Origin of the sequence: Micromonospora sp. NBC_00858 (assembly GCF_045207365.1) — a bacterium.
GTDB lineage: Bacteria > Actinomycetota > Actinomycetes > Mycobacteriales > Micromonosporaceae > Micromonospora.
The window spans coordinates 7,655,509-7,679,782 of the sequence record NZ_CP108828.1; the positions used below are offsets into that span (position 1 = coordinate 7,655,509).

Annotated in this window: 26 protein-coding genes and 1 tRNA gene; 16 read left to right on the forward strand and 11 right to left on the reverse strand. The window is 70.6% G+C overall.

Going from position 1 to position 24,274, the window contains the following annotated elements; translation table 11 throughout:
• Positions 1 to 46: 46 nt before the first annotated feature.
• Positions 47 to 1,153 (reverse strand): DNA glycosylase AlkZ-like family protein, encoded by a 1,107-nt coding sequence (locus tag OG990_RS35650; protein ID WP_406078484.1) that lies wholly within the window; start codon positions 1,151 to 1,153, stop codon positions 47 to 49.
• 214 nt (positions 1,154 to 1,367) lie between these two features.
• Between OG990_RS35650 and OG990_RS35655 the strand changes: the two genes are divergently transcribed.
• From OG990_RS35655 to OG990_RS35675, 5 genes are all read left to right on the forward strand, one after another.
• Positions 1,368 to 1,739 carry an SCP2 sterol-binding domain-containing protein gene (locus OG990_RS35655; RefSeq protein ID WP_355609452.1) on the forward strand — a complete coding sequence of 124 codons (372 nt, stop codon included), beginning with the start codon at positions 1,368 to 1,370 and terminating at the stop codon, positions 1,737 to 1,739.
• Complete coding sequence (locus tag OG990_RS35660) at positions 1,739 to 3,799, forward strand: glycogen debranching N-terminal domain-containing protein (protein WP_328419653.1); 2,061 nt, start codon at positions 1,739 to 1,741, stop codon at positions 3,797 to 3,799. Before OG990_RS35655 ends, OG990_RS35660 begins: the two co-directional genes overlap by 1 nt.
• Before the next feature lie 105 nt (positions 3,800 to 3,904).
• Positions 3,905 to 4,657 (forward strand): lysophospholipid acyltransferase family protein, encoded by a 753-nt coding sequence (locus tag OG990_RS35665; RefSeq protein ID WP_328419651.1) that lies wholly within the window; start codon positions 3,905 to 3,907, stop codon positions 4,655 to 4,657.
• Between the two features lie 83 nt (positions 4,658 to 4,740).
• Positions 4,741 to 5,349, forward strand: a complete 609-nt coding sequence (locus tag OG990_RS35670; protein ID WP_386987003.1) for an isochorismatase family protein — start codon at positions 4,741 to 4,743, stop codon at positions 5,347 to 5,349.
• A 4-nt stretch (positions 5,350 to 5,353) separates the two neighbouring features.
• Positions 5,354 to 6,334 carry a DJ-1/PfpI family protein gene (locus tag OG990_RS35675; protein ID WP_355609271.1) on the forward strand — a complete coding sequence of 327 codons (981 nt, stop codon included), beginning with the start codon at positions 5,354 to 5,356 and terminating at the stop codon, positions 6,332 to 6,334.
• Here OG990_RS35675 and OG990_RS35680 read toward each other — a convergent pair.
• The 5 genes from OG990_RS35680 to OG990_RS35700 form a co-directional block, all read right to left on the reverse strand.
• Positions 6,216 to 6,938 (reverse strand): hypothetical protein, encoded by a 723-nt coding sequence (locus OG990_RS35680; RefSeq protein ID WP_406078485.1) that lies wholly within the window; start codon positions 6,936 to 6,938, stop codon positions 6,216 to 6,218. The two genes, OG990_RS35675 and OG990_RS35680, sit on opposite strands and share 119 nt — an antisense overlap.
• A gap of 72 nt (positions 6,939 to 7,010) precedes the next feature.
• Complete coding sequence (locus OG990_RS35685) at positions 7,011 to 7,724, reverse strand: response regulator transcription factor (protein ID WP_355609268.1); 714 nt, start codon at positions 7,722 to 7,724, stop codon at positions 7,011 to 7,013.
• Positions 7,697 to 8,809, reverse strand: a complete 1,113-nt coding sequence (locus OG990_RS35690; protein ID WP_406081981.1) for a hypothetical protein — start codon at positions 8,807 to 8,809, stop codon at positions 7,697 to 7,699. Before OG990_RS35690 ends, OG990_RS35685 begins: the two co-directional genes overlap by 28 nt.
• Positions 8,810 to 8,924: 115 nt before the next feature.
• Positions 8,925 to 10,103 (reverse strand): sensor histidine kinase, encoded by a 1,179-nt coding sequence (locus tag OG990_RS35695; RefSeq protein ID WP_406078486.1) that lies wholly within the window; start codon positions 10,101 to 10,103, stop codon positions 8,925 to 8,927.
• 118 nt (positions 10,104 to 10,221) lie between these two features.
• Positions 10,222 to 10,617, reverse strand: coding sequence for a VOC family protein (locus OG990_RS35700; RefSeq protein ID WP_406078487.1), 396 nt, complete (start codon positions 10,615 to 10,617; stop codon positions 10,222 to 10,224).
• A gap of 154 nt (positions 10,618 to 10,771) precedes the next feature.
• On the opposite strand from OG990_RS35700, the gene OG990_RS35705 reads away from it, so the two are divergent.
• The 5 genes from OG990_RS35705 (at position 10,772) to OG990_RS35725 (ending at position 16,116) form a co-directional block, all read left to right on the forward strand.
• Positions 10,772 to 11,221: a helix-turn-helix transcriptional regulator gene (locus tag OG990_RS35705; protein ID WP_328419637.1), complete on the forward strand. Its 450-nt coding sequence runs from the start codon at positions 10,772 to 10,774 to the stop codon at positions 11,219 to 11,221.
• 5 nt (positions 11,222 to 11,226) lie between these two features.
• A complete protein-coding gene (locus OG990_RS35710) occupies positions 11,227 to 11,637 on the forward strand; it encodes a VOC family protein (protein WP_328419636.1) in 411 nt (136 codons plus the stop codon).
• Between the two features lie 112 nt (positions 11,638 to 11,749).
• Complete coding sequence (locus OG990_RS35715) at positions 11,750 to 14,143, forward strand: ATP-binding cassette domain-containing protein (RefSeq protein WP_386986985.1); 2,394 nt, start codon at positions 11,750 to 11,752, stop codon at positions 14,141 to 14,143.
• A 48-nt stretch (positions 14,144 to 14,191) separates the two neighbouring features.
• Positions 14,192 to 15,175, forward strand: a complete 984-nt coding sequence (locus OG990_RS35720) for a hypothetical protein (RefSeq protein ID WP_406078488.1) — start codon at positions 14,192 to 14,194, stop codon at positions 15,173 to 15,175.
• 98 nt (positions 15,176 to 15,273) lie between these two features.
• Entirely contained in the window at positions 15,274 to 16,116 is an 843-nt protein-coding gene (locus OG990_RS35725) for an MBL fold metallo-hydrolase (protein WP_406078489.1), read from the forward strand.
• A gap of 10 nt (positions 16,117 to 16,126) precedes the next feature.
• Here OG990_RS35725 and OG990_RS35730 read toward each other — a convergent pair whose 3' ends face one another.
• Positions 16,127 to 16,975 carry a septum formation family protein gene (locus tag OG990_RS35730; RefSeq protein WP_406078491.1) on the reverse strand — a complete coding sequence of 283 codons (849 nt, stop codon included), beginning with the start codon at positions 16,973 to 16,975 and terminating at the stop codon, positions 16,127 to 16,129.
• A 117-nt stretch (positions 16,976 to 17,092) separates the two neighbouring features.
• Positions 17,093 to 17,332 (reverse strand): GntR family transcriptional regulator, encoded by a 240-nt coding sequence (locus tag OG990_RS35735; RefSeq protein WP_406078492.1) that lies wholly within the window; start codon positions 17,330 to 17,332, stop codon positions 17,093 to 17,095.
• 282 nt (positions 17,333 to 17,614) lie between these two features.
• On the opposite strand from OG990_RS35735, the gene OG990_RS35740 reads away from it, so the two are divergent.
• The 3 genes from OG990_RS35740 to OG990_RS35750 are packed head-to-tail and all read left to right on the forward strand — an operon-like array spanning position 17,615 to position 18,912.
• Entirely contained in the window at positions 17,615 to 17,914 is a 300-nt protein-coding gene (locus OG990_RS35740) for a hypothetical protein (protein WP_406078493.1), read from the forward strand.
• Positions 17,898 to 18,332 (forward strand): VOC family protein, encoded by a 435-nt coding sequence (locus OG990_RS35745; protein ID WP_406078494.1) that lies wholly within the window; start codon positions 17,898 to 17,900, stop codon positions 18,330 to 18,332. The genes OG990_RS35740 and OG990_RS35745 overlap by 17 nt, the downstream gene beginning before the upstream one ends.
• Before the next feature lie 43 nt (positions 18,333 to 18,375).
• Positions 18,376 to 18,912: an alpha/beta hydrolase gene (locus tag OG990_RS35750; protein ID WP_406078495.1), complete on the forward strand. Its 537-nt coding sequence runs from the start codon at positions 18,376 to 18,378 to the stop codon at positions 18,910 to 18,912.
• Between the two features lie 24 nt (positions 18,913 to 18,936).
• Here OG990_RS35750 and OG990_RS35755 read toward each other — a convergent pair whose 3' ends face one another.
• Together OG990_RS35755 and OG990_RS35760 are read right to left on the reverse strand one after the other, a co-directional pair.
• Positions 18,937 to 19,377, reverse strand: coding sequence for a DUF3592 domain-containing protein (locus OG990_RS35755; RefSeq protein WP_406078496.1), 441 nt, complete (start codon positions 19,375 to 19,377; stop codon positions 18,937 to 18,939).
• Positions 19,378 to 19,660: 283 nt separating this feature from the next.
• Positions 19,661 to 20,140 carry a GNAT family N-acetyltransferase gene (locus tag OG990_RS35760; protein ID WP_406078497.1) on the reverse strand — a complete coding sequence of 160 codons (480 nt, stop codon included), beginning with the start codon at positions 20,138 to 20,140 and terminating at the stop codon, positions 19,661 to 19,663.
• A gap of 517 nt (positions 20,141 to 20,657) precedes the next feature.
• Between OG990_RS35760 and OG990_RS35765 the strand changes: the two genes are divergently transcribed.
• The 3 genes from OG990_RS35765 to OG990_RS35775 all read left to right on the forward strand — a co-directional run bounded on the left by OG990_RS35765 (position 20,658) and on the right by OG990_RS35775 (position 24,048).
• Positions 20,658 to 21,452 (forward strand): Stf0 family sulfotransferase, encoded by a 795-nt coding sequence (locus OG990_RS35765; RefSeq protein WP_406078499.1) that lies wholly within the window; start codon positions 20,658 to 20,660, stop codon positions 21,450 to 21,452.
• Positions 21,453 to 21,924: 472 nt separating this feature from the next.
• Positions 21,925 to 22,194 (forward strand): hypothetical protein, encoded by a 270-nt coding sequence (locus OG990_RS35770; RefSeq protein WP_386986962.1) that lies wholly within the window; start codon positions 21,925 to 21,927, stop codon positions 22,192 to 22,194.
• 633 nt (positions 22,195 to 22,827) lie between these two features.
• A complete protein-coding gene (locus OG990_RS35775; RefSeq protein WP_406078500.1) occupies positions 22,828 to 24,048 on the forward strand; it encodes a Clp protease N-terminal domain-containing protein in 1,221 nt (406 codons plus the stop codon).
• Between the two features lie 144 nt (positions 24,049 to 24,192).
• On the opposite strand, the gene OG990_RS35780 is transcribed toward OG990_RS35775, so the two are convergent.
• Positions 24,193 to 24,268 (reverse strand) — tRNA-Arg (locus OG990_RS35780).
• Positions 24,269 to 24,274 lie beyond the last annotated feature (6 nt).

The following is a 24,274-nucleotide window of genomic DNA, read 5'->3' on the forward strand; positions in this document are numbered from 1 at the left end:
CGGCTCTCCCCGCACGGGAGGGCCGGCGCTGCGCCGTTCCGGGCCGTCAGGTCGACTCGACCTGGACCCGCACGTCGGTGGCGGCGCGAGCGGCGGCCACCGTCGCGGCCTCGGCGTCGACCTCCCGTCGGACCCGGGCCGACAACGCCGACCACGGGCTGACCGTCAGCTCCAGCCGCCCCTTTCCGGCCTGCCGCGCCCGCCAGGTGCCGACCACCTCGCCGTCCACCAGCAGAGCACCGGGATTGCCGATCGCCCGCCACAGCTGCTGCTGGTGCTCCCGCTCCGGCACCAGCAGGTCACGGTCGCGGCCGGCGAGGAAGGGGTCGCCCGGCGGCAGCAGCCGCACCAGCCGTGACGCGGGAGCGCCGGTCAACGCGTCGAGCGCGTCGGCCGGCAGCCAGGCGGCCCGGCCGTCGACCCGTACCTCGGCCAGGCCCGCCGGCCAGACCCGGCGCAGCTCCGTCGCGGTGGAGCCCAGGAAGCCGGCCGCGTCGGCGGGGGTGGCCGGGCCGAGCAGCCGCAGGTAGGTCGTGATCAGCTCGGCCGTGTGCGCCGCCTCGGCGGGTGGGCCGGGCCAGTCGGGCAGCGGGGCGAGCCGGGCGGCCCGCCCAACGACCACCAGGCGCACCCCGCCGGCGAGCCCGACCTGCTGGAACACCGCCCCGGAGATGTGCCGCGCCTGGCACGTCCGGCAGTCGTAGGTCAACTCCGCGGGCACCCGGTCGGAGACCGCCCGGCTGACCACGCCGCGTTCCAACTCGGTGGTGACCACCGCCTGGAACGCCTCGGCGGTGGCCCGGAACGCGGCCAGCCCGAGCCGGGCGCCCGCGCCGATCTGCCCGGGGATCCGCCGGGTGGCGTCGGCGTCACTGAGCGGCCAGATGGCCGCGGCCAGCGTCGGCAGCTCGGCACGCCGGTGCAGATGCGGGGCGCCCCGCATCGACCAGACCAGCTCCAGCCGGTCGTCCGGCTCGGTTGCGCCGCGCGCCGCCAGCGCCTGCCGGGCCGAGCCGTAGGGCGTGTCCTGCACGCCGAGGGCCAGCACCGCCAGGTCGCCCGGACGCCGGCCGCCGGAGCGGTCGAGCTGCTGGGCCCCGACCCGGTAGGCGAGCACCTGCCGGCGGTCGACCTCTGGCGTCTGCACCGTCATCTGCCCCTCCGTCCCGGACGTCCCGTCGCGCCCACCCCGGTGCCCGGCACGCTACCCGGCCCGTCCGACACCGCCCGGCGGCTCACCCGATCCGGGCGAGGTTGACCGGAGGACCGGCGGGGACCCGTGCGGGGACGTGCGAAGCCGGCCGCGCGTGCGACGCGAGCACGCCGGGTGGGATCCCGGCCCGGCCAACTGGGGAGGAGTGGACCCGATGGTGGACGCGACCACGAGGTTCTTCGAGGACCTGGACCGGCGGGGGTACGAACCCCTGCTGGCGAAGGCATCCGGGACACTGCGCATCGACCTGCAGGAGGGGGCGCAGACCAGGCACTGGCTGCTGCGGATCGACCACGGCCGGGTGGACGTGAGCCAGGAGGACCGGGAGGCCGACACGGTCCTCGGGACCAGCCCGGCGCTCTTCGAGGACATCGCCGCGGGCCGCGAGCACGGACTGGCCGCACTGTTCCGGGGGGACATGACGGTGCTGGGTGACGCCCGGCTGGTGGTGCAGGTGGAGCGGGTCTTCCCGGGTTCCCCGGACGCCCGCGGGCCGCGCCGGCGCTTCGCGGGGGAGGTGCACTGATGGGCCAGAGCAACACGGTCCGGATCCTCGACGGCAACACGTTCGTGGTCTGCGAGGACACCGGTGACATCGAGGCGACGCCGAGCGAGCCGACCGGGCTGTTCTCCATCGACACCCGGTTTCTGTCCACCTGGGTGCTGACCGTGAACGGCGAGCGGCTCAACTCGCTCTCCTTCGACGACCTCCAGTACTTCGAGTCGCGCTTCTTCCTGGTGCCGGGGATGGCCACGCACTACATCGACGCCAAGTTGTCGATCATCCGGGAGCGTGCGGTCGGCGGGAGCTTCCGCGAGCAGCTCACCATCCTCAACCACGACGAGAAGCCGGTGGACCTGGAAATCCGAATGGACGCGGCGTCGGACTTCGCCGACCTGTTCCAGGTCAAGGACGAGATCCTGAACAAGAAGGGCGAGATCTACACCGAGGTCGAGGCGGACCGGCTGCGGTTGGGCTACCGCCGGGGCAACTTCAAACGGGAGACGGTCATCTCCTCGTCGGTGGCGGCCCGCTACGACAGCACGGGATTCGTGTACACCGTCCACCTGGAGCCCAATGAGCAGTGGGAAGCGGCGATCGACGTCCAGACCAACGCGGTCGGGCCCGGCGGCCGGGACCTGCGCTTCGGACTTCGGGTGCACGGCAACGAACGGCTCGCCCTCCAGCACGACCTGGAGAAGTGGATCGCGGACGCCCCCAAGGTCAACAGTGAGCACGGCCGGGTATCCAGCACGTACCAGCGCAGCCTGATCGACCTGGCGGCGCTGCGCTTCTCGCCGCTGTCGCTCGGCGGCGCCACCCTGCCGGCCGCCGGCCTGCCCTGGTTCATGACGATGTTCGGCCGGGACAGCATTCTCACCTGCCTGCAGACGCTGCCGTTCACCCCGCAACTGTCGAAGACCACGCTGCGCGTCCTGGCCTCCCTGCAGGGCAGCCGGTTCGACGACTTCCGGGACGAGGACCCCGGTCGGATCCTGCACGAGATGCGCTACGGCGAGACCGCCGCGTTCGAGGAGCAGCCGCACTCGCCGTACTACGGCTCGGTGGACGCCACACCGCTGTTCGTCGTGCTGCTCGACGAGTACGAGCGGTGGACCGGTGACGTGGCGCTGGTCAAGGAGTTGGAGCAGGAGTCCCGGGCGGCGCTGCGGTGGATCGACAACTACGCCGACCTGGTCGGCAACGGCTACATCTGGTACGAGCGGCGCAACACCGACACCGGCCTGGAGAACCAGTGCTGGAAGGACTCCTGGGACTCGATCTCCTACCGGGACGGCACGCTGCCGCCGTTCCCCCGGGCCACCTGCGAGGTGCAGGGGTACGCGTACGACGCGAAGATCCGGGCGGCCCGGATGGCCCGGCTGTTCTGGGGTGACCCGGAGTTCGCCGACCAGTTGGAGCGGGAGGCGGCAGAGCTGAAGGTGCGGTTCAACCGGGACTGGTGGGTGGACGACGGCGAGTACTTCGCCCTGGCCCTGGACCCGGACGGCCGCCAGTGCGACACCCTCAGCTCCAACATCGGCCACCTGCTGTGGAGCGGGATCGTCGATCCGGAGCGGGCCGAGAAGATCGCGCAGCACCTGGTGGGGCCGCGGCTCTTCACCGGGTGGGGGGTGCGGACGCTGGCCGAGGGGGAGGTCCGGTACAACCCGATCGGCTACCACAACGGCACGATCTGGCCGTTCGACAACTCCTTCATCGCCTGGGGCCTGCGCCGGTACGGCTTCGCCGAGGAGGCCGCCGCCATCGCCAGCGGCATCCTGGACGCCGCCACCTACTTCGACGGCCGGTTGCCGGAGGCGTTCGGCGGCTACCCGCGGGAGCTGACCAAGTTCCCGGTGGAGTATCCGACGGCGTGCAGCCCGCAGGCCTGGTCGACCGGTACGCCGCTGCTGCTGCTGCGCACCATGCTCGGCTTGGAGCCGCACGAGGGGCACCTCGCGGTCGAACCACGGCTGCCGGTGGGGATGGGCCGGATCGAGGTGCTGGACATTCCGGGCCGCTGGGGTCGGGTGGACGCGTTCGCCCGGGGCCGGCTGGACCTCCACAACCTCGCCGACTGACCCGACCGGCCGGCCGAGCCGGTGAACCGGCGGCGACGCGCAGCCCGGCGTCGCCGCCCGGTCTCCACCCAGGCGATCCACAGACGGGCAGGGTAGATTCTGCGAATGCCGGAGCTCGTGTACCCGCCCGTTATCGCCGCCGCCAAGACGATGTTCCGGGTCCTCGACCTGAAGATCACGATCGAGGGCGCCCATCACGTACCCCGCACCGGCGGGGCAGTGCTGGCCAGCAACCACGTCAGCTACCTCGACTTCATCTTCGCCGGCCTGGGTGCACACGCGTCGCACCGGCTGGTCCGGTTCATGGCCAAGCAGTCGGTCTTCGGGCACCGGATCGGCGGTCCGTTGATGCGCGGGATGAAGCACATCCCGGTGGACCGGCAGGCTGGCGCGGCCTCGTTCCGCACGGCCGTGGACGCGCTCAAGCGCGGCGAGGTGGTGGGCGTCTTCCCCGAGGCGACGATCAGCCGGTCGTTCACCGTCAAGGAGCTCAAGAGCGGCACGGTCCGGATGGCCCGCTCGGCGAAGGTGCCGGTGCTGCCGGTCGCGGTGTGGGGCACCCAGCGGCTCTGGACGAAGGGTCGCCCACGCACCCTCACCCGCCGGCACACCCCGATCACCATCCTGATCGGCGAGCCGATCGACCCGGCGGACTTTCCGGACGTGAACGTGCTGTCCGCAGAGTTGACCACCAGGCTCAGCGCGCTCGTCGACCGGGCGCAGCGGGAGTACCCGGACTCGCCGGCCGGCCCGGACGACACCTGGTGGCAGCCGGCGCACCTGGGCGGCAGCGCACCGACACTGGAGGAGGCCGCCGCCCTGGACGCCGCTGGTGAGCACCGCGCCCCCAGCGTGTGACCTGGCGGGGGTGACCGGATCGTTCCGCAACCGGGCATGATGGTGTCTGCCATCGCGGCCGCCATCCGGCCAGGATCAGAGACATGAGCAGAGCAGCACTCGTCGTTGTCGACGTCCAGGAGTCCTTCCGCCAGCGCCCGATCTGGGCGTACGGCTCCAACCCCGACCTGGTCCGGCAGGTCGACCGGCTGGTCGCCGCCGCCCGCCAGCGCGGCGACCTGGTGGTCTGGGTCCTGCACTCCGAGCCCGGCACGGGCGGGGTGTTCGACCCGGCCCTCGGGCACGTGCGGCTGATCGACGGTCTGGTCCCGGCCGAGGGTGAACCGACGCTGGTCAAGACCGCGCACAACGCGTTCAGCACCACCAACCTCCAGCAACTGCTCACCCTGGCCGGCATCCACGACCTCACCGTCTGCGGCATCCGGACCGAGCAGTGCGTCGAGACCACCACCCGGGTCGGCGCGGACCTCGGCTACCGGATGACGTTCGTCACCGACGCCACGCTGACCTTCCCCACCCCGCACCGGGACCTGCCGGAGACCGCCACCGTCGAGGAGATCCTCGCCGACCCGCGCACGCTCTCGGCCGACGAGATGGTCACCCGCACCGAGTACGCGCTGGCCGGCCGCTTCGCGACCATCCGCACGGTGGACGAGTTGACGGGTGCGACCCTGACCGGCGTACGGGGCTGACCAGGTGACCCGGGTCGTCTTCCTGCTGGTCCCGCAGCTGCACCTGCTGGACCTCGCCGGGCCGGCCCAGGTCTTCTCCAGCGCCGCCGACCTCGGGTACGACTACCGACTGCACTACGTCGCCGAGCGGGAGCAGGTGCCCAGCGTGCAGGGCGTACCCCTGGTCGCCGAGACCCGATGGCCCGAGCTGACCCCGGACGACCTGGTGCTGGTACCCGGTTGGCGACCGTCGGCGCACGGCCCGCAGGGACCGGTGTCGGCGACCGACCTGCGGCGGCTCGCCGAGCACCACGCGGCCGGAGGCACGGTGGCCAGCGTCTGCGCCGGTGCGTACGCCCTCGGTCGGGCCGGGTTGCTCGACGGCCGGCGCTGCACCACCCACCACGAGGTGCAGGACGACCTGGCCCGCCGGTACCCGGCGGCCCGGGTGGCCCGCGACGTGCTGTACGTGGTCGACGACCGGGTGGTCACCTCGGCCGGCATCGCCAGCGGCATCGACGTGGCGCTGCATCTGGTGGCCACCCGGCACGGCCCGGCGACCGCCGCCCGGATCGCCCGCACGCTGGTCGTCTACGCCCGGCGCAACGGGCACGAGCCGCAGGCCAGCGCGATGATGCGGCATCGCTCGCACCTGTCCGACGCGGTGCACCGGGTGCAGGACCTGATCGACGGCCGGTACGCCGAGCCGCTGCCGCTCGCCGACCTGGCCGCTGCCGGCGGAGTGGCGGAACGGACGCTGACCCGGCTGTTCCGCGCGACCACCGGGCTCACCCCGCTCGGCTACCAGCAGTTGCTACGGGTGGAACGCGCCGAGCACCTGATCGGGCACGGCGCGACGGTGGAGGCTGCCGCGCGGACGGTCGGCTTCACCGACGCCCGGATGCTGCGCCGCCTGCGAGCCCGCTCCACGAGGTCGGCTCCGGCACCGAACGGTAGTAGTCGTCCCGGGACCGGAACTCCACTGGCAGCGAGCCCGGCAGGGTGACCCGGGTGTTTCCGGCGAGCCACCCGGAACCGGCCCGCAGCAGCAGCACGTCCCGCTCCTGCGCGGAGAGGTCGACCAGTTGCGGGTGGATGAGCCGGAACGTGGCCACCGCCCGACGGACCTGCCGGGCCAGCGCGATGACCTCTACGGTCGACCCGCCGAGGGCCAGCGCCGGCTGCTGAATGGTGCGCAGTGCGTCGCAGACGATCAGCAGCTGCGCCACGCCGTCCGGGTCGGCCGGGGGCAGCTCCAACCGGGACGGCCACTGCCAGCGGATCTGACCGCTCATCAGGCCGGTCAGCCGACCCGCCGGCCGAAGGCCGGACGTGTCGTCGGCGACCAGGGAAAACTGCGAGCCGCTGCTCACCCAGCACATCCGCTGGTCGGTGACGGTCACCGACACCAGCCCGGGCAGCCGCCAGCCACGCTGCGACTCCGTCGGCCCGAGCAGGTAACCCGCGACCAGCAGCCGGTACCGGCCGAGCACCCGCTCGCCGGGCACCGGGCGCAGGTCGTAGCGGCGATCGAGGGTCGGCCTGACATCGTCGTCCGGCGCATCGAACCGGTGGGGGCCGATGAAGAACGGGGACGCGTCGGCGTGCATCGTCACGACCTCCCGGTCAGCTGGCTGTGGTGTGAAGCCTGGTGGATCAGCGAGCCGCTGTCATGACGCCCGTTAGGGGGTCGGCCGGTCGTGCGTCGCCTGTGACCGGTAGATGCCGATCTCCTCCGGGCGGACTAGGCCGTCCTCGATCGCCCGGGCGAGCAGCGCCGCCTTTGTGGCGGCCGGCCGCCCCGCCCGGGTGTACTTGATCCGCGCACGGTCGACATACTGCTTGACCGTGTGCTCGCTGATCCGCATCCGGCGAGCCACCGACGCCTTGGACATCGACTGGAACCAGAGCAGCAGCGCTTCGCGCTCCTTGTCGGACAGCATCGGCCGGTCCGGTCGCGGGTCGCCGACCATCGCGCCAGCCAGCGCCGGCGGCACGTACGCGCGGTCGCTCGCCGCGGCCAGCACGGTCGCCACACAGTGCTCCCGGCCCTCGTGCTTGGCCAGGAACGCCACCGCTCCGGCGTCCAACGCGGCGAGCATCGTCTCCGGGTCGGTGTGCTCCGAGTAGACCACCACCCGCCGCCCGGTGGCGCTCAGCTCGGCCAGCTTGTCCAGCACCATCCGACCGTGCAGGCGGAGGTCGAGCAGGACCACGTCGGCGTCCGGCGCCGCCCGCAGCACCTCGTCCGGGTCGTCGCCGGTGGCCAGCACGGTCAGCCTCGGCTCGGTGGCGAGCCAGGCGCGCACCCCGTCGACCACCACCGGGTGGTCGTCGACGATCGCCACCCCGACCGGCCGGTCGCCGGTCACTTCCGCCACCGGGTCTGCGCCCATCTGATATCCCCGTCCCGCTCGTAGAGGTGCTGTACCGGCCCGTCGTCGTGCTCCCCGAGCGGCGGGCCGGCCGCCGCAGGCCCCTCCCGGTCCGGCGTGACCAGGCTGATCACCACCTCGTCAGGACCGGAAACCACGGTCAGTCGGGCCCAGCCCCGCGCGTCGGCGAGGACGCCGGTGAGCGGGTCGGCCAGCCGGCGGCGGATCTCCACCGGCAGCGCCGGCGGACTGCCGATGGTGACCAGATCGATCGGCAGTCCGTTACGTTCGGCCAGGTCGGCGGCGGCCCGCAGCTCGTGCAGCAGCGGATCGGGCACGTCGTCGGATTCGGCGATGAGGCGGCGCAGCCGGGCCGCGGCCAGCATGCAGCGGCGCTGCACCTCCGGGTCGTCCGGATCGGCCTGCCCGGCGGCCAGGTCCCCGAGCACCCGCCCGGCCGCCGCGCCGACCAGGGCGAGGCGGTCGCGGCGTTCCCGAAGGGCCCGCTCGGCGGCGTCCCGCTCCGCAGCCATCGCGTGACCGGCGGCTGCGGTGGCTGCCCGGTCCCGGGCCAGGCCGACGATCGCCGCGCTGCCCATGAACACCGCCACCGGCAGCGAGAAGGTGCCGTAGACGTACATCACGTAGCGGGCCAGGTCGGCCGTGTCAGGGCCGTGCCAGAGCACGGCGGCCAACGCGATCAACGCGTGCGTGGCGAGCAGCGCGAGCAGCCCGGTGACCCGCCGGCCCCACATCGCCAGCAGGAAGAACCAGCCGAGCGTGCTCCACACCCAGTTGCCGGCGGTGAACAGCTGCCGTTCGCCGGCCGCGGCGAAGACCGCCGCGTCGACGGCGACCAGCAGCGCGGCGAGTGGCCATGGCGGCAGCTGCGCGCCGCGCAGCAGCCGTACCCCGGCCACCGCGCCGGCCACGGCGACCAGCGCCCAGCCGCCGAGCAGCACCGCCGGCGCGGCGAACTCCGTGCGGGCGCCCAGCACCGCCGGCAGCCCGATGGCGGCGTGCCAGGCCAGCGCGATGGCGACGGCGGCGATCCGGGCACCCCGGTCGGAGGCGTGTGCCACCGCCGCCGGCGCGGCGAGCACCATCGTCGGCGCCGGGTTTCTGGGCCCCGGAACGCTGGTCAGGCCGGGCTGGAGCGCCGGCCCCGGGGCGCGGAGGGTTGCCTCCGGTGCTCCAGGGCGCTCCGCCGGGGCACCGAGATCAGCCGACACCGGGCCACTCCAGCCGGATCACGGTGCCCGCGCCGGGCGCCGAGCGCACCTCGGCCCGCCCACCGATCGCCGCCATCCGGCCACGGACCGACTCGCGCAGCCCGTACCGGTGCGGTGGGACGCTGGCCGGGTCGAAGCCGGGGCCGTCGTCGGCCACCTCGACCACGACGGCGACCGCGTCTCGGGTCAACCGCAGCGTGGCCCGTGCGCCCGGCGCGTGCCGGACCACGTTGGACAGCGCGGCGTAGGCGCTGTCGGTGATCGCGTCGGCCACGCTGGCGGGCACCGCGCACGACGCCAGCTCCAGGCTCACCCGCAGCTCCGGCAGCCGGTCGGGCACCGTCCGCAGCCGCCCGTCCAGCGGCACCGGACCGTCGCCCGGCACCGGGCCGCCGTCGGTCAGCGCGACGAGGGCACGCAGGTCAGCGGCACACCGTTCGCTGAACACGGCCGACCGCCCGGGCACCGCGCCGAGCCCCACCATGGTCAGCGTGCCGAGCACCGTGTCGTGCAGGTCGCGGTTCTGCCGGCGTTCGGCCTCCCGGGCGGCCCGGGCGACCAACGCGTCCCGGGTCAGCCGCTGGTGCTCGGCGAACGCCTGGTCCGCCCGCCCGATCCGGCGGCGCATCACGGCCGTCATCATCGCCGTGCAGGCGGTCTGCACCAGCAGGGTGGCCGCGTGCGCCCGGGCCTCGGTGGGATTGCCGGCCCCCTGCGCCCCCGCCGCGTACGCGGCGGTGACCAGCAGCCCGGCCGGGATGGACCAGCGTGCCGGGGCGGTGGCCTGCGTGTTGATCACTGTGGTGCTGGCCAGCACCGCGATCCAGCTGCCCTCGCCGGGCAGCACCCCGGGCGCCACCAGGCGGGGGATGAGCAGGCAGGCCACCGCGGTGACCGCGACGTCACCGGCGACCAGGGCCGGGGTGATCCCGTGGCGCAGGGCGCGGGCGGCGTACCAGACGGACCAGCCGGTCAGTGCGGCCACGCCGGGCAGCAGCAGGGCCGGCTCGACCGGCGGGGTACGCACCGACAGCGCCACCACCGCGCCGACCAGCCCGCAGGTCAGCCGCAGCAGCGCCGGCAACGTGGTGAAGATGAGGCCGAACGCGCCGCCGGCCGGATTGTCCAGCGCGGGCGGCGGCGCGGTCGGAGTGGCAACGGCCGGCATCGGGAGGTGTCCTTCCGACAACGACCCGGTCCGGGTCCGCGCGGCAGAGATCGACATCGGAGAATAACATGACCGGTGACAGTCGATCACCCCCCATGCGCGGAGTGTCGCCGACGCGTCACCCTGTGCTGCGAGGCTGGAGCAGGTCCCACCGGTTGCCGTACAGGTCGGCGAAGACCGCGACCGAGCCGTACGCCTCGTGCCGCGGCTCCTCCAGGAACCGCACCCCGGCCGCGACCATCCGGGCATGGTCCCGGGCGAAGTCCTCGGTGTACAGGAACAGGCCGACGCGGCCGCCGGTCTGGTCGCCGATCCGGGCCTGCTGCTCCGCACTGCTCGGCCGGGCCAGCAGCAGCGCCGCCTCCCGGGCGCCCGGCGGGCGGACCACCACCCAGCGGGAGCCGTCCGGGCGGGCGGTGTCCTCCACCAACTCGAAGCCGAGGCCGCCGACGTAGAAGTCGATCGCCTCGTCGTACTCCCGTACCAGCAGCGCGACCAGTCCCAGATGTGCCATCCGGTCATCATGCCGGCGGTCGCGCCGGCCCCGGCCGGCAGTGTCCTCCCGCTCGGCGGGGTCGCGCAGCCGGTCAGCCGAGCGAAGCCGATCCTGGTCGACCGGACGCGTCACGCTCGACCGTTGGCCCCTGCTTTGTGGCACGATTTCGCAGGTGACCAGCAAACCCGACGCGGCGCAGCGCCTGAGCGACCTGGCGCGGCTGCGCCGTGTCCGCGACCGGATCGACCGGGAGTACGCACAGCCGCTGGACGTCGAGGCGCTCGCCCGCGGCGCGCACATGTCCGCCGGGCACCTCAGCCGCGAGTTCCGGCTCGCCTACGGCGAGTCGCCGTACAGCTATCTCATGACGCGGCGTATCGAGCGTGCGATGGCAATGTTGCGCCGTGGCGACCTCAGCGTCACCGAAGTCTGTTTCGCGGTCGGCTGCTCGTCACTGGGCACCTTCAGCACCCGCTTCACCGAGTTGGTCGGTGTGCCGCCCAGCACCTACCGGCGCGAGGCGGCGGCCGCGACGGCGGGGATGCCGTCCTGCGTGGCGAAACAGGTGACCAGACCGGTCAGGAATCGAGAAGCGCCGGCTCCCGGGCCGCGCCTAGCGTGACCGTCATGCAGATCACCATTCACTCGAGCTTCCTCCCGCACACCGACCCGGACGCCTCGCTGGCCTTCTACCGCGACACCCTCGGCTTCGAGGTTCGGAACGACGTCGGATACGAGGGGATGCGCTGGATCACCGTCGGCCCCGCCGACCAGCCCGACACGTCCATCGTCCTGCACCCGCCGACCGCCAGCCCCGGCATCACTGACGACGAGCGGCGCACCATCCTTGAGCTGATGGCCAAGGGCAGCTACTTCGGCGTCAACCTGGCCACCGCCGACCTCGACGCCACCTTCGCCAAGCTGGAGGCCAGCGACGCCGAGGTCGTCCAGGAGCCGACCGAGCAGCCGTACGGCGTCCGCGACTGCGCCTTCCGCGACCCCGCGGGCAACATGGTCCGCATCCAGGAACTGCGCTAGACCGACCGCCCGGCAGGAGTGGGTGACCGGTCGGTCCGACGCCCCTGCCGGCTGAGCCAGCGGACGCCGACGGAGACCGTGACGGCGGTCCCGCCCAACAGATGGAGACACGATGAGCAAGGCCACGGGGAAGGCCACGCAGTCGCCTGAGCTGCACGCTGCCGACCGCCACGATCTGATCCGCGTGCAGGGCGCCCGCGTGAACAACCTCAAGGACGTCAGCGTCGAGCTCCCGAAGCGCCGGTTGACGGTGTTCACCGGCGTCTCCGGCTCCGGCAAGAGCTCGCTGGTGTTCGGCACGATCGCCGCGGAGTCACAGCGGATGATCAACGAGACGTACAGCGCCTTCGTGCAGGGCTTCATGCCGACGCTGGCGCGGCCCGAGGTCGACGTGCTCGACGGGCTGACGACCGCGATCATCGTCGACCAGCAGCGGATGGGTGGCGACGCCCGGTCCACGGTCGGCACCGCCACCGACGCCAACGCGATGCTGCGCATCCTCTTCAGCCGGCTCGGGCAGCCGCACGTCGGCTCGCCCCAGGCCTTCTCCTTCAACGTCGCCTCGATCAGCGGGGCGGGTGCGGTCACCCTGGAGCGCGCCGGAAAGACCGTCAAGGAACGTCGCGAATTCAGCATCACCGGCGGTATGTGTCCGCGCTGCGAGGGCCGGGGCAACGTCTCCGACATCGACCTCACCCAGCTCTACGACGACTCCAAGTCGATCGCCGAGGGCGCGTTCACCATCCCGGGCTGGAAGTCGGACAGCTTCTGGACGGTGCGGACCTACGCCGAGTCGGGACTCCTCGACCCGAACAAGCCGATCCGCACGTTCACCAAGAAGGAGATGCACGACTTCCTGTACCGGGAGCCGACCAAGGTGAAGGTCGAGGGCGTGAACCTCACCTACGAGGGTCTGATCCCGAAGATCCAGAAGTCGTTCCTGTCCAAGGACGTCGACACGCTGCAGCCGCACATCCGCGCCTTCGTGGAGCGGGCGGTGACGTTCACCTCCTGCCCCGAGTGCGGCGGCAGCCGGCTCAGCGAGGCGGCTCGGTCGTCGAAGATCGACGGGGTCAACATCGCCGACGCGTGCGCCATGCAGATCAGCGACCTCGCCAAGTGGGTACGCGGTCTGGACAAGCCATCCGTCGCGCCCCTGCTGGCGAAGCTGCAACACACGCTCGACTCGTTCGTGGAGATCGGGCTGGGCTATCTCAGCCTCGACCGGTCGTCCGGGACCCTGTCGGGCGGCGAGGCCCAGCGGACCAAGATGATCCGCCACCTCGGGTCGTCGCTCACCGACGTCACCTACGTGTTCGACGAGCCGACGATCGGGCTGCACCCGCACGACATCCAGCGGATGAACGACCTGCTGCTGCGGCTGCGGGACAAGGGCAACACGGTGCTGGTCGTGGAGCACAAGCCGGAGGCGATCGCGATCGCCGACCACGTCGTCGACCTCGGCCCGGGCGCCGGCACCGAGGGCGGTGAGGTGGTGTTCGAGGGCACCGTCGAGGGGCTGCGGACCAGTGGCACCCGCACCGGGCAGCACCTGGACGACCGCGCCTCCCTGAAGTCGTCGGTGCGGACGCCGTCGGGGGCACTGGAGGTACGCGGCGCCAGCACCCACAACCTGCAGGACGTCAACGTCGACATCCCGCTCGGCGTCCTGGTCGTCCTCACCGGGGTGGCGGGCTCGGGCAAGAGTTCGCTGATCCACGGCTCGGTGTCGGGCCGGGACGGGGTGGTGTCGGTCGACCAGGCGGCGATCAAGGGCTCGCGGCGCAGCAACCCGGCGACGTACACCGGGCTGTTGGACCCGATCCGCAAGGCGTTCGCGAAGGCCAACGGTGTGAAGCCCGCGCTGTTCAGCGCCAACTCCGAGGGGGCCTGCCCCGCCTGCAACGGTGCCGGCGTCATCTACACCGATCTGGGGATCATGGCCGGCGTCGCCACCCTCTGCGAGGAGTGCGAGGGAAAGCGGTTCCAGGCATCGGTGCTGGAGTACCACCTCGGCGGCCGTGACATCAGCGAGGTGCTGGCGATGTCGGTGACCGAGGCCGAGAAGTTCTTCGGCTCCGGCGACGCGCACACGCCGGCCGCGCACGCCATCCTCGACCGGCTCGCCGACGTCGGGCTCGGCTACCTCAGCCTCGGCCAGCCGCTCACCACGCTGTCCGGCGGCGAGCGGCAGCGGCTCAAGCTGGCCACTCGGATGGCCGAGAAGGGCGGCGTCTACATCCTCGACGAGCCGACCACCGGTCTCCACCTCGCCGACGTCGAGCAGTTGCTCGGCCTGCTCGACCGGCTCGTCGACTCCGGCAAGTCGGTCATCGTCGTCGAGCACCACCAGGCGGTCATGGCGCACGCCGACTGGATCATCGACCTTGGCCCCGGCGCTGGACACGACGGCGGCCGGGTCGTCTTCGAGGGCACACCCGCCGACCTCGTCGCCGCCCGCTCCACCCTCACCGGCGAGCACCTCGCGGCCTACGTCGGCACCTGAGGGAACCGGGGGCGGTGACCGCCCGTCCCATTGCCTGGTGGAAAGGTGGTGAGCCGGGTGCGATCGGGCGGGACGGTACTGGCGGTGGCGCTGCTCGCCGTGGCGCTGGTCGGCTGTGCGGGCCGGAGCGCCGGGCCGGGGGTGGTGGAGGATCCCGGCCCGGCCCGGATCGTCGAGAAGTGGACCTCGTGCGCCGAGGCGGCCCCGCAGTCCGGTGAGCTGCCGGCGCCGGGCGGCGACGACCCGGCGATCGGGCGGATCGACCCGGCGTTCACCCCGGTCACCGCCGTGCTGTGCGGCCGAGAGGTCCGGCCACGCCCCGGCGGCGGTCGGGAGCAGGTGGCCACCGAACGGCGGGCCGAGGAGATCGGTCCGCTGATCGCCGCCCTGCGTCTCCCCGACCAGCAGGCGGACGGGGAGATCGCCTGCACCCTCGACATGGTCATCCCGCCTTGGTTGGCACTACTGGACGAGCGGGGCCGCTGGCTGCGGCCGTACCTGCCGGTGAACGAATGCCGCAAGCCTCGTCCCGAGGTACTGGCGGCCCTGGACGCGCTGCGACTGACCACGGTGGACACCCGTACCGTCGGGGAGGTCGAATCCGCGGCGGCGGAGGCCGCCGGCTGCGAGCAGCGGTGGGCGGACATGGTGTGGGTGGAGACGACGATCGGACGGCCCCGGCCGCCCGCACCGGCGGTCCCGGACGCGGAGCCGCTGCGCTTCTGCGTCTACCAGGTGCCCGCGTCGCAGCAGGGCGGCGGCAAACCGGCCGGTGACTTCGCGTACGGCGGGCCGCTGCCGCCCGACCGGCAGGCCGCCGTACTCGGCAAACTGGCCGCCGCTCGGCCGGCGACCGAGTGCGCCACCCCGGCGTCCCGCTTCGCCGTGCTGCGCCCGCTCGACGGCACCGGCGGACCCGATCGGTACGTGGAACTCGACGGCTGCCTGCGCTTCCTGGTCGTGGCACCGACCGGTGGGTCGCAGCTCGGGCAGGGCGACGTCGCGCTGGCCGAGCTGCTGGGGCGCCGCTGAGCCACCCCCGGTTCGCTCTTTCCGCGATCCCGCCCAGAGCGCCGTGGTGGTCTGCTGCACTGGGTGTCGGGGAGCGCGCCGGGCGGTGAGGAGCAACCATGGGACGGTTGACCTGGTCAACCTATGTCGCCCCGGCCAAGCCGGTCGTGTCGACGAACCTGCCGCCGGGCGAGAGCCGCGAGCTGTGGTCGCCCACCAGCTCGACGCTGATCTACGGCGATCACGACGCCGTCCTGGTCGACGCGTTACTGACCGTCGACGAGGGCCGGGCCCTGGCCGACTGGGTCGGGGCGAACGGCAGGAACCTCACGACGATCTACATCACGCACGGCCACGGCGACCACTTCTTCGGCGCGGCAGCCGTGCTGGAGCGCTTTCCTCAGGCGCGGATGGTGGCACCTCGCGGCGTGGTCGAGAAGATGCGCGTTCAGCTCGGGGAGCAGTGGCTCGACGGTGTCTGGCGCAAGGGTTTCCCCGACCAGCTCGCCGAGCATCCACCGATGGCGGAGCCGTTGGCCGATAACACGATCGATCTTGAGGGCGAGCAGTTGGTCGCCGTCGAGGCGGGCCACACCGACACCGACAGGACGACCGTGCTGCACGTACCGTCGCTCGGTCTCGTCGTCGCAGGCGACGTGGTCTACAACGACGTCCACCTGTACCTCGCCGAGGCGGGCAACGACGGCATTCAGAGCTGGTACGCGGCCCTCAAGATGGTCAACTCGTTGCGGCCGTGCGTGGTGATCGCCGGGCACAAACGTGACGGCGCGGACGACGATCTGACCACCGTCGAGGAGACCCGCCGCTACCTGGAGGAGGTCGAGGCCGCCGCGCAGCGTACGGGAAGTGCCGAGGAACTGTACGCGGCGATCATCGAGCGCTACCCGGACCGGATCAACCGTGCCGTGGCCTGGAAATCCGCCCAGGCGCTCAAGAGCTGACGAACCCGGCTCAGTTGACCGGCAACACCGCCGGGCCGCCGCCGGCGATGGACCGGGTGAGCTTGGGACCACCGGACCAGAAGTAGCAGCGCACCCCCCGGTCACCGCGCGCCCACAGCTCAGGCGAGGGGAAGCGGTACGAGGTGCCGGTGCGATAGCGCAGCTTGGCATCGACGGGCACCTTGGCGTAGCGGGCAACCGCGGTGCGGCAGGCCGAGTGCACCGAGTCCTCGTCCCGGCCGGCGTCCTCGTAGGAGCGGTCCGGGGCGGTCCAGATGCCGACGAACTCGTACTGGTGCGCGGTGGTGCAGCCCGCCGGGCGAAGTCGACCCCACTCATCCTCGTTCATGCAGCCGTACGTCAGCGGCGAGCGGCTACCCACCACGTTGCGCAGCGTGCCAGCCCGGTGGATCGCCCGTTCGCCGTCGCCGTTGGCGCCGTCCACCTCGTCCAGCTCGAAGATGTCGCACCGGTACCAGCGGCTGCCGCCCGTCCAACCGGCCGGTGAGGTGGGCGCGACCTGCACCGACAGTCGGGCCGTGCGCCAGTCGCCACCGACGAACTCCTTGGCCCGGGTGTCACAGTCGGTGAAGACGGCGCGCATGGCCGCCGACTCCACCTTGGGCGGGGCGGTCCGCGCCGCCAGGGCGCCGGTGAAGGTGCCGACGTGGAACGTCTCCACCAGGTGGGTCTTCGCGCAGTCCACCGGCGCGTAGCTGGCGAGGTACGCGGTCGGTTCGGGGATCACGTGGCACTCGCCGGCCTTCGGGCTGAACTGCTGCGCCTGGGCCATCGGCTTCCAGTCGTCGGACAGGTCACCGTCCGTGCCGGCCGGCGTGCCGCAGCCCGCCAGCGTCATCGTGATGAGCGCAGCCGTGACCGCTGCCCTGGTGTGGCGTCGCAAGTGTTTCTCCCCGTGGCCCCGTGCCGACGCGCGCAGCATATGGCACCGGTGGAAGGGCCTGACACCGCAATGTCAGCTTGTCGGCCTCTCCACGACATAGGTGCCGCGCTGCGGGAGCGTCACGACCAGACCGCGTTCGCGCAACAGCGCCACTGCCGCCCGGACGGTCCCGCGGCTGACGCCGTATTCCTGCCGTAGCTGGGTTTCGCTCGGCAGTGGCTGGCGTGGCTTGAGCTTGCCAACCTCGATGCGCTTCCCCAGGAGATCCGCGAGCTGTACGTACAGCGGCGTCGGCGACATCGAGTCGATCATGAGTCAAACGATATGGACGACTTGAACGGGCTGATCGTCGGGTACGTCCTGGACGTCCTGTACGAGTTGGACTACGGTCGGTGTGTATCGGAACCGGCGGGCGGGAGGCTCGGTGCGTCGCGTCACCTACGACGACTACATGTTTGCCACTGCGCTGACGCTCACTCGGCGGCACCGACCCGTGTGGAGTTGGACGTGTTGGCGGCGGGTCTGCCGGTGCGGCTCGGAGCTGCCCTGCCGTACCCGGCACCGCCTTCCGATCAGCCGGGGCCACTGGCCGTCGTGAGCGTTCCTGCCACGGGCGACGTCGTACTCATCGGTGCCGCCGCCAGCGTCCAGTTCGCCGGCGACCGTGCCCTCCGGCTCCGCATCTCCGCGGTGAACCTGGGTCCGACCTACCACGGTTGGATCTGGCTGACCGGCTACGTCCTCGACAAGCGCGGGCAGGCGGTCGACCGGCGTGAGATCTACGTGCAGGAGGCAGGCGTCGAGATCCTCAGCGCCGACGCCATTCCGGCGAGGCGCGCCTTGGGTGAAAGTCAGAGGTGCGGGCTACGGTCCCGGCATGGCAGCCAGCATTGACCTGACGCTTGACTCCACGGACGCCCAGGTGCTCGCGGCGTTCTGGAAGACGGCCCTGGGCTATGTCGACGAGCCGCCGCCCGCTCCCTTCGCCACGCGGGAGGAGTGGCTCGCGCAGTTCGACCTACCGGAGGACGATCTCCCGGAGCACGCTGCATGGCTGTGCGATCCCGATGGCGTCGGCCCCCGCCTCTCCATCCTCAACGTCCCCGAACCCAAGACGGCGAAGAACCGGCTGCACATCGACATCCGGGTGCCGGGCCACGGCAACCCCGACGAGCAGTGGGCACGGATCAGGGCAGAGTCGCAGCGCCTGGTGAAGGCAGGTGGGAGAGTCCTGGAGGAAGTCGACGAGCACCACGTGGTGATGGCCGACCCGGAGGGCAACGAGTTCTGCGTGGCCGCAACCTCAGCCTGAAAAAGCCGCAGCCCATCGGCGGGGTCTGGGTAGTGTCGGCCGCGTGGCTGACGCAGTCGTGATTCCCGGCCGTACGTTCGGATCAGGTGCGCCCCTGCTGATGTACGCGGGGGATGTCGCCGAGTCGCGCGGCGCGACGGTGCACCGGCACGAATGGTCCCAGCAGCCGCCGAGGCCGGACGAGCCGGAGATCGAAGGCTGGGTACGCGGTGAAATCGCCCCGCTGATCGACACTGTCGGCGGTGGCCCACTGCTGATCGCCAAGTCGCTCGGCACCAACGCGGCGGCGGTCGCCGCCGAGCGATCCCTCCCCGCGGTGTGGCTCACGCCGGTGCTCACCCTGCCGTGGGTGGTTGACGGGTTAGCCCGCGCGACCGCACCCTTCCTCCTTGTCGGTGGCACGGCCGACAAGCTGTGGAACGGTGACGCCGCCCGCCGGCTGTCACCCCATGTGCTGGAGGTGCCCGGAGCGGACCACGGGATGTACGTACCGGGTCCGCTGACGGAGTCGATCGCGGTGCTCAGCCGAGTCGTGGTCGCCGTGGGGGATTTCCTCGACGAGATCGGCTGGCCGAGCTGAGCCCAGCTCGGGCCGGGGCCGTCGCTATTTCCACTTGTCGTCCTTGAACCGGACGACCAACACGAGTAGGACGGTTCCGATCGCGGCGAAGAACAGTCCACCCGGAATCGTGGTCCACGACATCAGGAACGACAGCGAGCCGGAAGTGTGCCCGTTCTCCGCAACGAACTTCTCCGGGTCGGTCGGGTCGACCCAGACGGCCATCCTCGGTCCGGGAGTCTTGTGGCAGCCGGTTACACCGGCGCAGGGGATCCAGGTGCTGTACTGCCTCGACTCGTACAGGTAGGAGACCTCGATCCGGTCGATACCGCTGCCCCGACCGCCACCCCCGGCCCGGTCGGAGACATACGCGGTCACCGGTACGCCGTCAGACCGCAACCGATCCGCCTCCGAGGACACGTGCCAGCGGTAGGCCAGGGCACCGCCGGCCAGACCCAGGCCCGCCAGCAGGATGATCAGCCCCATTAGCAGCACCTTCCTGCGTGGACGAATGCCACTGGCAGGCGGTGCGAGCGAAACGCGCCGTTGCTTCTTCACCGGCTCACCCTCCCTGGAGGGGCACAAACCTATTGCCCGGCTGGGGATCGGACCATCGTCGAACTGGTCAGCCCGTGCGGCGTTTCAGTTGCGGGCGTACCTCGGTTGCGATTACAGGGCCCGGCAAAGCGCGATAACCGGCCTGCGCGTGCACCCGCCCACTGGCACTACTCCGCACTCACCTGACGACTATGCCGGGGCCCTGCCCAGGTCACACAGACGAATCTACGCGGCTTCGCAACAGGATTCGCGCCTCAGCAACGCCATCGGTGAGGTCGACCTTGGCGCCTAACCCATGCATGATGCGCAGAGCCCGTGCGTTGCCCGGTTCGATCCAGGCTGCCAGAGCCTGAATACTCAGAGAGCTTGCGATGGAGGCGAGGTGGTTGACTACCGCCGTTCCGATACCGAGGTTCTGCCAACGGTCTTCAATTAGTAGTGCTATCTCGGCCTCGGAATCCGGCAGATGCATCAGACTGGCGAAGCCTATGACACGCCCACGATCATTGTTCGCCCTGAGCAACACGGTCGAACCTCGTTCCGGATCGGTCAGCCTCCTCCATTCGGCGGGTCGGAGGCCATCGCGCGGGCCGTGATAACGGGCTCGCCGGGCTTCTCGCGAGCAGCGCTTGTGCAGGTCGTTGACGGCTGCCAAGTCGCAAAGACGGGCGGTTTGAACAAGTACCTGCACGTCCCACCGCCTGGCGATTCTCAGTGATCCTTCCGCCGCACATAAACTTGCAGCCAACTTGCCTCCCCCATTGTGGTCACGCATTCGGTGAAGCAGGGGCATCGGCATCGGCGGCCGGTCACTGAAGCTCTCCAGGCTGACCCAGCCTGCACGAATGCTGCCTTCGATGCTGACACCGGTGCGGCCATCGCTTCACCAATCCGATCAGTTGCGTGCCCACTAGCCCCAACGGATAGCTGTGCTCCTGGTTCAGTCGAACGTTCCCCGCTGAGTCCAAGCCCGGCAAAATCGTCAGGTGATGCCGATTAGTGCCAGTGGTGGGTGCACGCGCAGATCGGTGATTGCGTAGACAGTCTCGGTGGTGAGCCTTCTCCACTTCGGACGATCAACAAGGCGTAGGAACCTCGATGACTATCTGAACGGTCATGCCCACCTGCTACCACCAGCACGGGCACGTCTACACCAACCACATCAAGCCGGGCACCCCACGACTTCGCCGGGCATTGGTTGCGACTATGTGCGGCATGCGGGATCTCTCCGATCGTGTCGACTTGTATCTTATCTGCGGCACCCGCGCAACGGGCAGTTCAGAACAGTTCAGAACTGCTCAGAACTGCTCGGGTTGTTGGAGTCCACGGCTGTCGCCGGTCATCCGCAGGCGTACTTCCGCTCACCTGATGAACCACTGTGGGTCGACCGCTGGCAGATCCGCCGCACCGCCGAGGGTGGGCTCAACTACGCGGACTACGTGCGGACTGCGCTGGCCTCCGGCCGGGCAGACAACGGCGTGTTCGGCGCGAAGCTCATGTGGGGCACGTTGGACGAGGTGGTCGACAAGCTCGCGCGGGTCTACCCGGATCTTGCCGGCAACGACATCGCCCTGCTGAACAAGGCATTCGGCCGTACCCGCTTCGTCTTCGTGCGACGGGATGACGTACTGGCGCAAGCGGTGTCCTGGCTGCGCGCCGAGCAGACGGCCACGTGGTTCATCGGCGGCAACGGAGAAATCGGCGGCGACGCCGGCAACGGGCAGGCACCCCGCTTCGACGCGGACGGCATCACGCACCTCATCGAAACGATCAAAGAGCACAACGCGGCCTGGGAGTCGTGGTTCGCCTCGTGGGGGATCGAACCGCACGTCGTGCGTTACGAGGAACTCGACACGGACATGGTCGCCACCACGCACCGCGTTCTCGATTTCCCGGGCTCACCCTGCCGGCGGGGTGCACCATCGTGGCCCGCCATCAGCGCCAGGCCGACGAACTCGTGGCGGCGGCGCTCAAGAAGCGGGGCAGTAGGCCGATCGTTGTAGACGGGATCGGCTACCGCTGGTTCGTCCGCCGGAAGCCGACGTACAGCCAGGGCTTGACCTGGTCGCCGCTGAGCTTTGCTGTTGAGCGGGCGGACCCACCTGGCTGCGCCACCCTCATCGTCCGGCTGGCGTCCCCTCATCCTGACAACTGGATGAATGCTCCAGCCTCGCCGGTGCTGCCTTCCGCGGTCGCCAGCGCCATACGGCAAGCTCTTGACCGTGGCTGGCAGCCGGATCATCCCGGATCGCCGTTCATGCTGAACCTCGGTGACGAGGACCAACTCCCGTAGCTGGCGACGGTCTAGAGGTCGCACCGACTGTCAGCTTGGGGAATTGTCGATCTCCGGCCGTCTACTGGGTTGGCGGCCTGGTCCCGGCGGTCTCTCGTGGCCTCGGCCGGCCCTGCTGTCCTGGCCCAATGGCACGCCTCAGACTCCTGCCTGTGGGCCATGGATCGATAGGATCATGAAGCATGACCTCGGCAGATGAACTGCCTCTCCTTGAGGCGCTCCTCGATGCGTTCGACCGGCTATTCGACCGACAGACCACCGTGGTCGACGTGCATGCGCTGCTCTACGCCACGGCCAGGGCTCTGGCCGACTCGGCCTTCGGTAAGGACGTGGCAGCCGCCGAGTCGGCACTGGAGGAGATCATGAGATCAGATCGAGGGCCGGCTGAGGCTGTTGAGCAGGCAATCGACGCGGTGGACCCACTGAGGCGCCGCATCGCCGACCGGTTGTAGCTCGGACACATCGAGCGGACCTGGCACAAGATCCGGCTGCGGCCGACCTCGACTGGCTGCGCCTGCACGACCTGCGCCATGCCTGCGCCACGTTTCTGCTCGTCTCGGGGGGCCTCGCCGCAAACGGTGATGAAGGTGCTTGGCACAGCCAGATCGGGCTGACCATGAACACCTACGCCCATGTCCTGCCGGAGATCGAGCGGGCCGCCGTGGACGAGGCCGTGAGGCACCTCTTCGGCTGACTTGTCGGTACGAATGACTGTACGGGGGCCGTGGTTGATCGACCGGACCGGGACGCAGCGGCCACTGACGTGGGGTAAGGAATGTGCGCCCGGCAGGATTCGAACCTGCGGCCTTGGGATCAGAGAAGGGTTGCGGATTGCTGTCCAGGCTGTTGCAGCCGTGGTCAGGACGTCTGTTGTCGTCGGGCATCGCCGGCGTGAGGGGGTGGTCTTGGCTGTACGAATGGCTGTAGCCCCACCGACAGTCGACGCCTACGGTTCACGATCATGGAAGCCTCGATCGCAGGCGTTCTCTTCTACGGCCTGAGCCCGCCTTCTACATCCCGTTGCAGAGGCACCATTGCGCCAGTCAGTCATCGAGGCGCCATTCCGTCCCGGACGTGGAGGGCCAATGCCGCCGCACGAGGCGCAGCGACCGTTCATCGCGCTCGGCGCGATGCCGATGAGGGTGTTGCTGCAGGCGTATTCAGCGGCGGTGCGGCGCGGAGCGAGCAGCGTCGGCACCCTCGACCTGTTGTGCCGGGTGGCGCTTTACGCCAAGTCGGTCCCGCCGTGGCTGCTTGCGGGCTCAAACGGTGCGAACCTCATGCGGATGGTTGCTGATCCGCGCCGGATCCCAGCCGGGCGAACAGTCAGCGAACTGTTGTCCGAGTCGGTCAGCGAGTTCGACCAGGAGGTGCAAGCGATTCTGCGCGAGGTCGAGTGGAGAATCAACCGCCGGCCGGACAGGCGGCGCAGAAAGCCTGACGTGCAGGACACGCGCCCTCGCCCATCGTGGACGAATGGCGTTCGTACGGCCCTGGCCGGCGCGCTGCATGCCGCGCGCGACAACCGTGTACCGTTCGCCAACCTGTCTCATCTCGTGCTCGGCATGCTGCAGCTGCGCGGCTGCGACGGGACCCACTATGTATTCCCCTCTGAGTACGCGCGGCTGTCGGCCATTGACCGGTTGGGCGCCGAGCCGACGATGTGCAGGACCGACGAGCCCTATCCGGACCTCGACGACGAAAGGTTGGCGCTCTGGCCAGGCTCTGGGTCGCTGCTCGACCGACTCGCGGGACGGTTCTTCGCGCGCGCATCTCGACTCAGCCGCCTCGGCCCGATCCTGGTCGGAGTCGAGTTCGAGGCGAAACGCCAGGCAATCCGGCTCGACCATGACGTGATCGGCCCACTGCACATCCTGCTCGCGGTGCTCACACATGACGCCTCGCTCGAAGCGGCCCGAGTCCGGGTGCCCGCCCATCACTCCAGCCGCAACCGAGGTTCGGCCGTCCTGCGCATCCACGGTGTCGATGCCGACCGCCTGCGCCTGCTGGCCGCACGGCGCGGCGGGCCCGAGGAGCCGCCGGCCGAGGTGCTCACCAAGCAACTGAGCAGTCAGCGCCCAGGCGACCCGTTCACGGGCACCGACGTCGTCACCGCGATGGCACGAGCCATGGAGATCTCGCTTGCCTACCGGCACCCCGACACGGGTACCAGTCACCTCTTGCTTGCGCTGATCGAGGACGATGCCGGCGACGGCAGCGCTATTCTGCGTGACCTCAGCGTCGACCCGACGGCGCTACGAGCGCGCGTCGAGCAAGACCTTCGTGCCGCACCCGCCGCCTGGTAACCGCCGGCCGGCCAACAACCAGCCGTCGTTTCGTGAACGACACCGCCGAGGGACTACGGAAGGTTGACCAACTCAATACGGACTTCGGCGGCCGTAGTGATCGCTTCGACCGGGAGCGGAAAGCCGCTGACCTGGGGGTGATGCTGGTGCGCCCGGCAGGATTCGAACCTGCGGCCTTGGGATTAGAAGTCCCCTGCTCTATCCGCTGAGCTACGGGCGCGTGGCG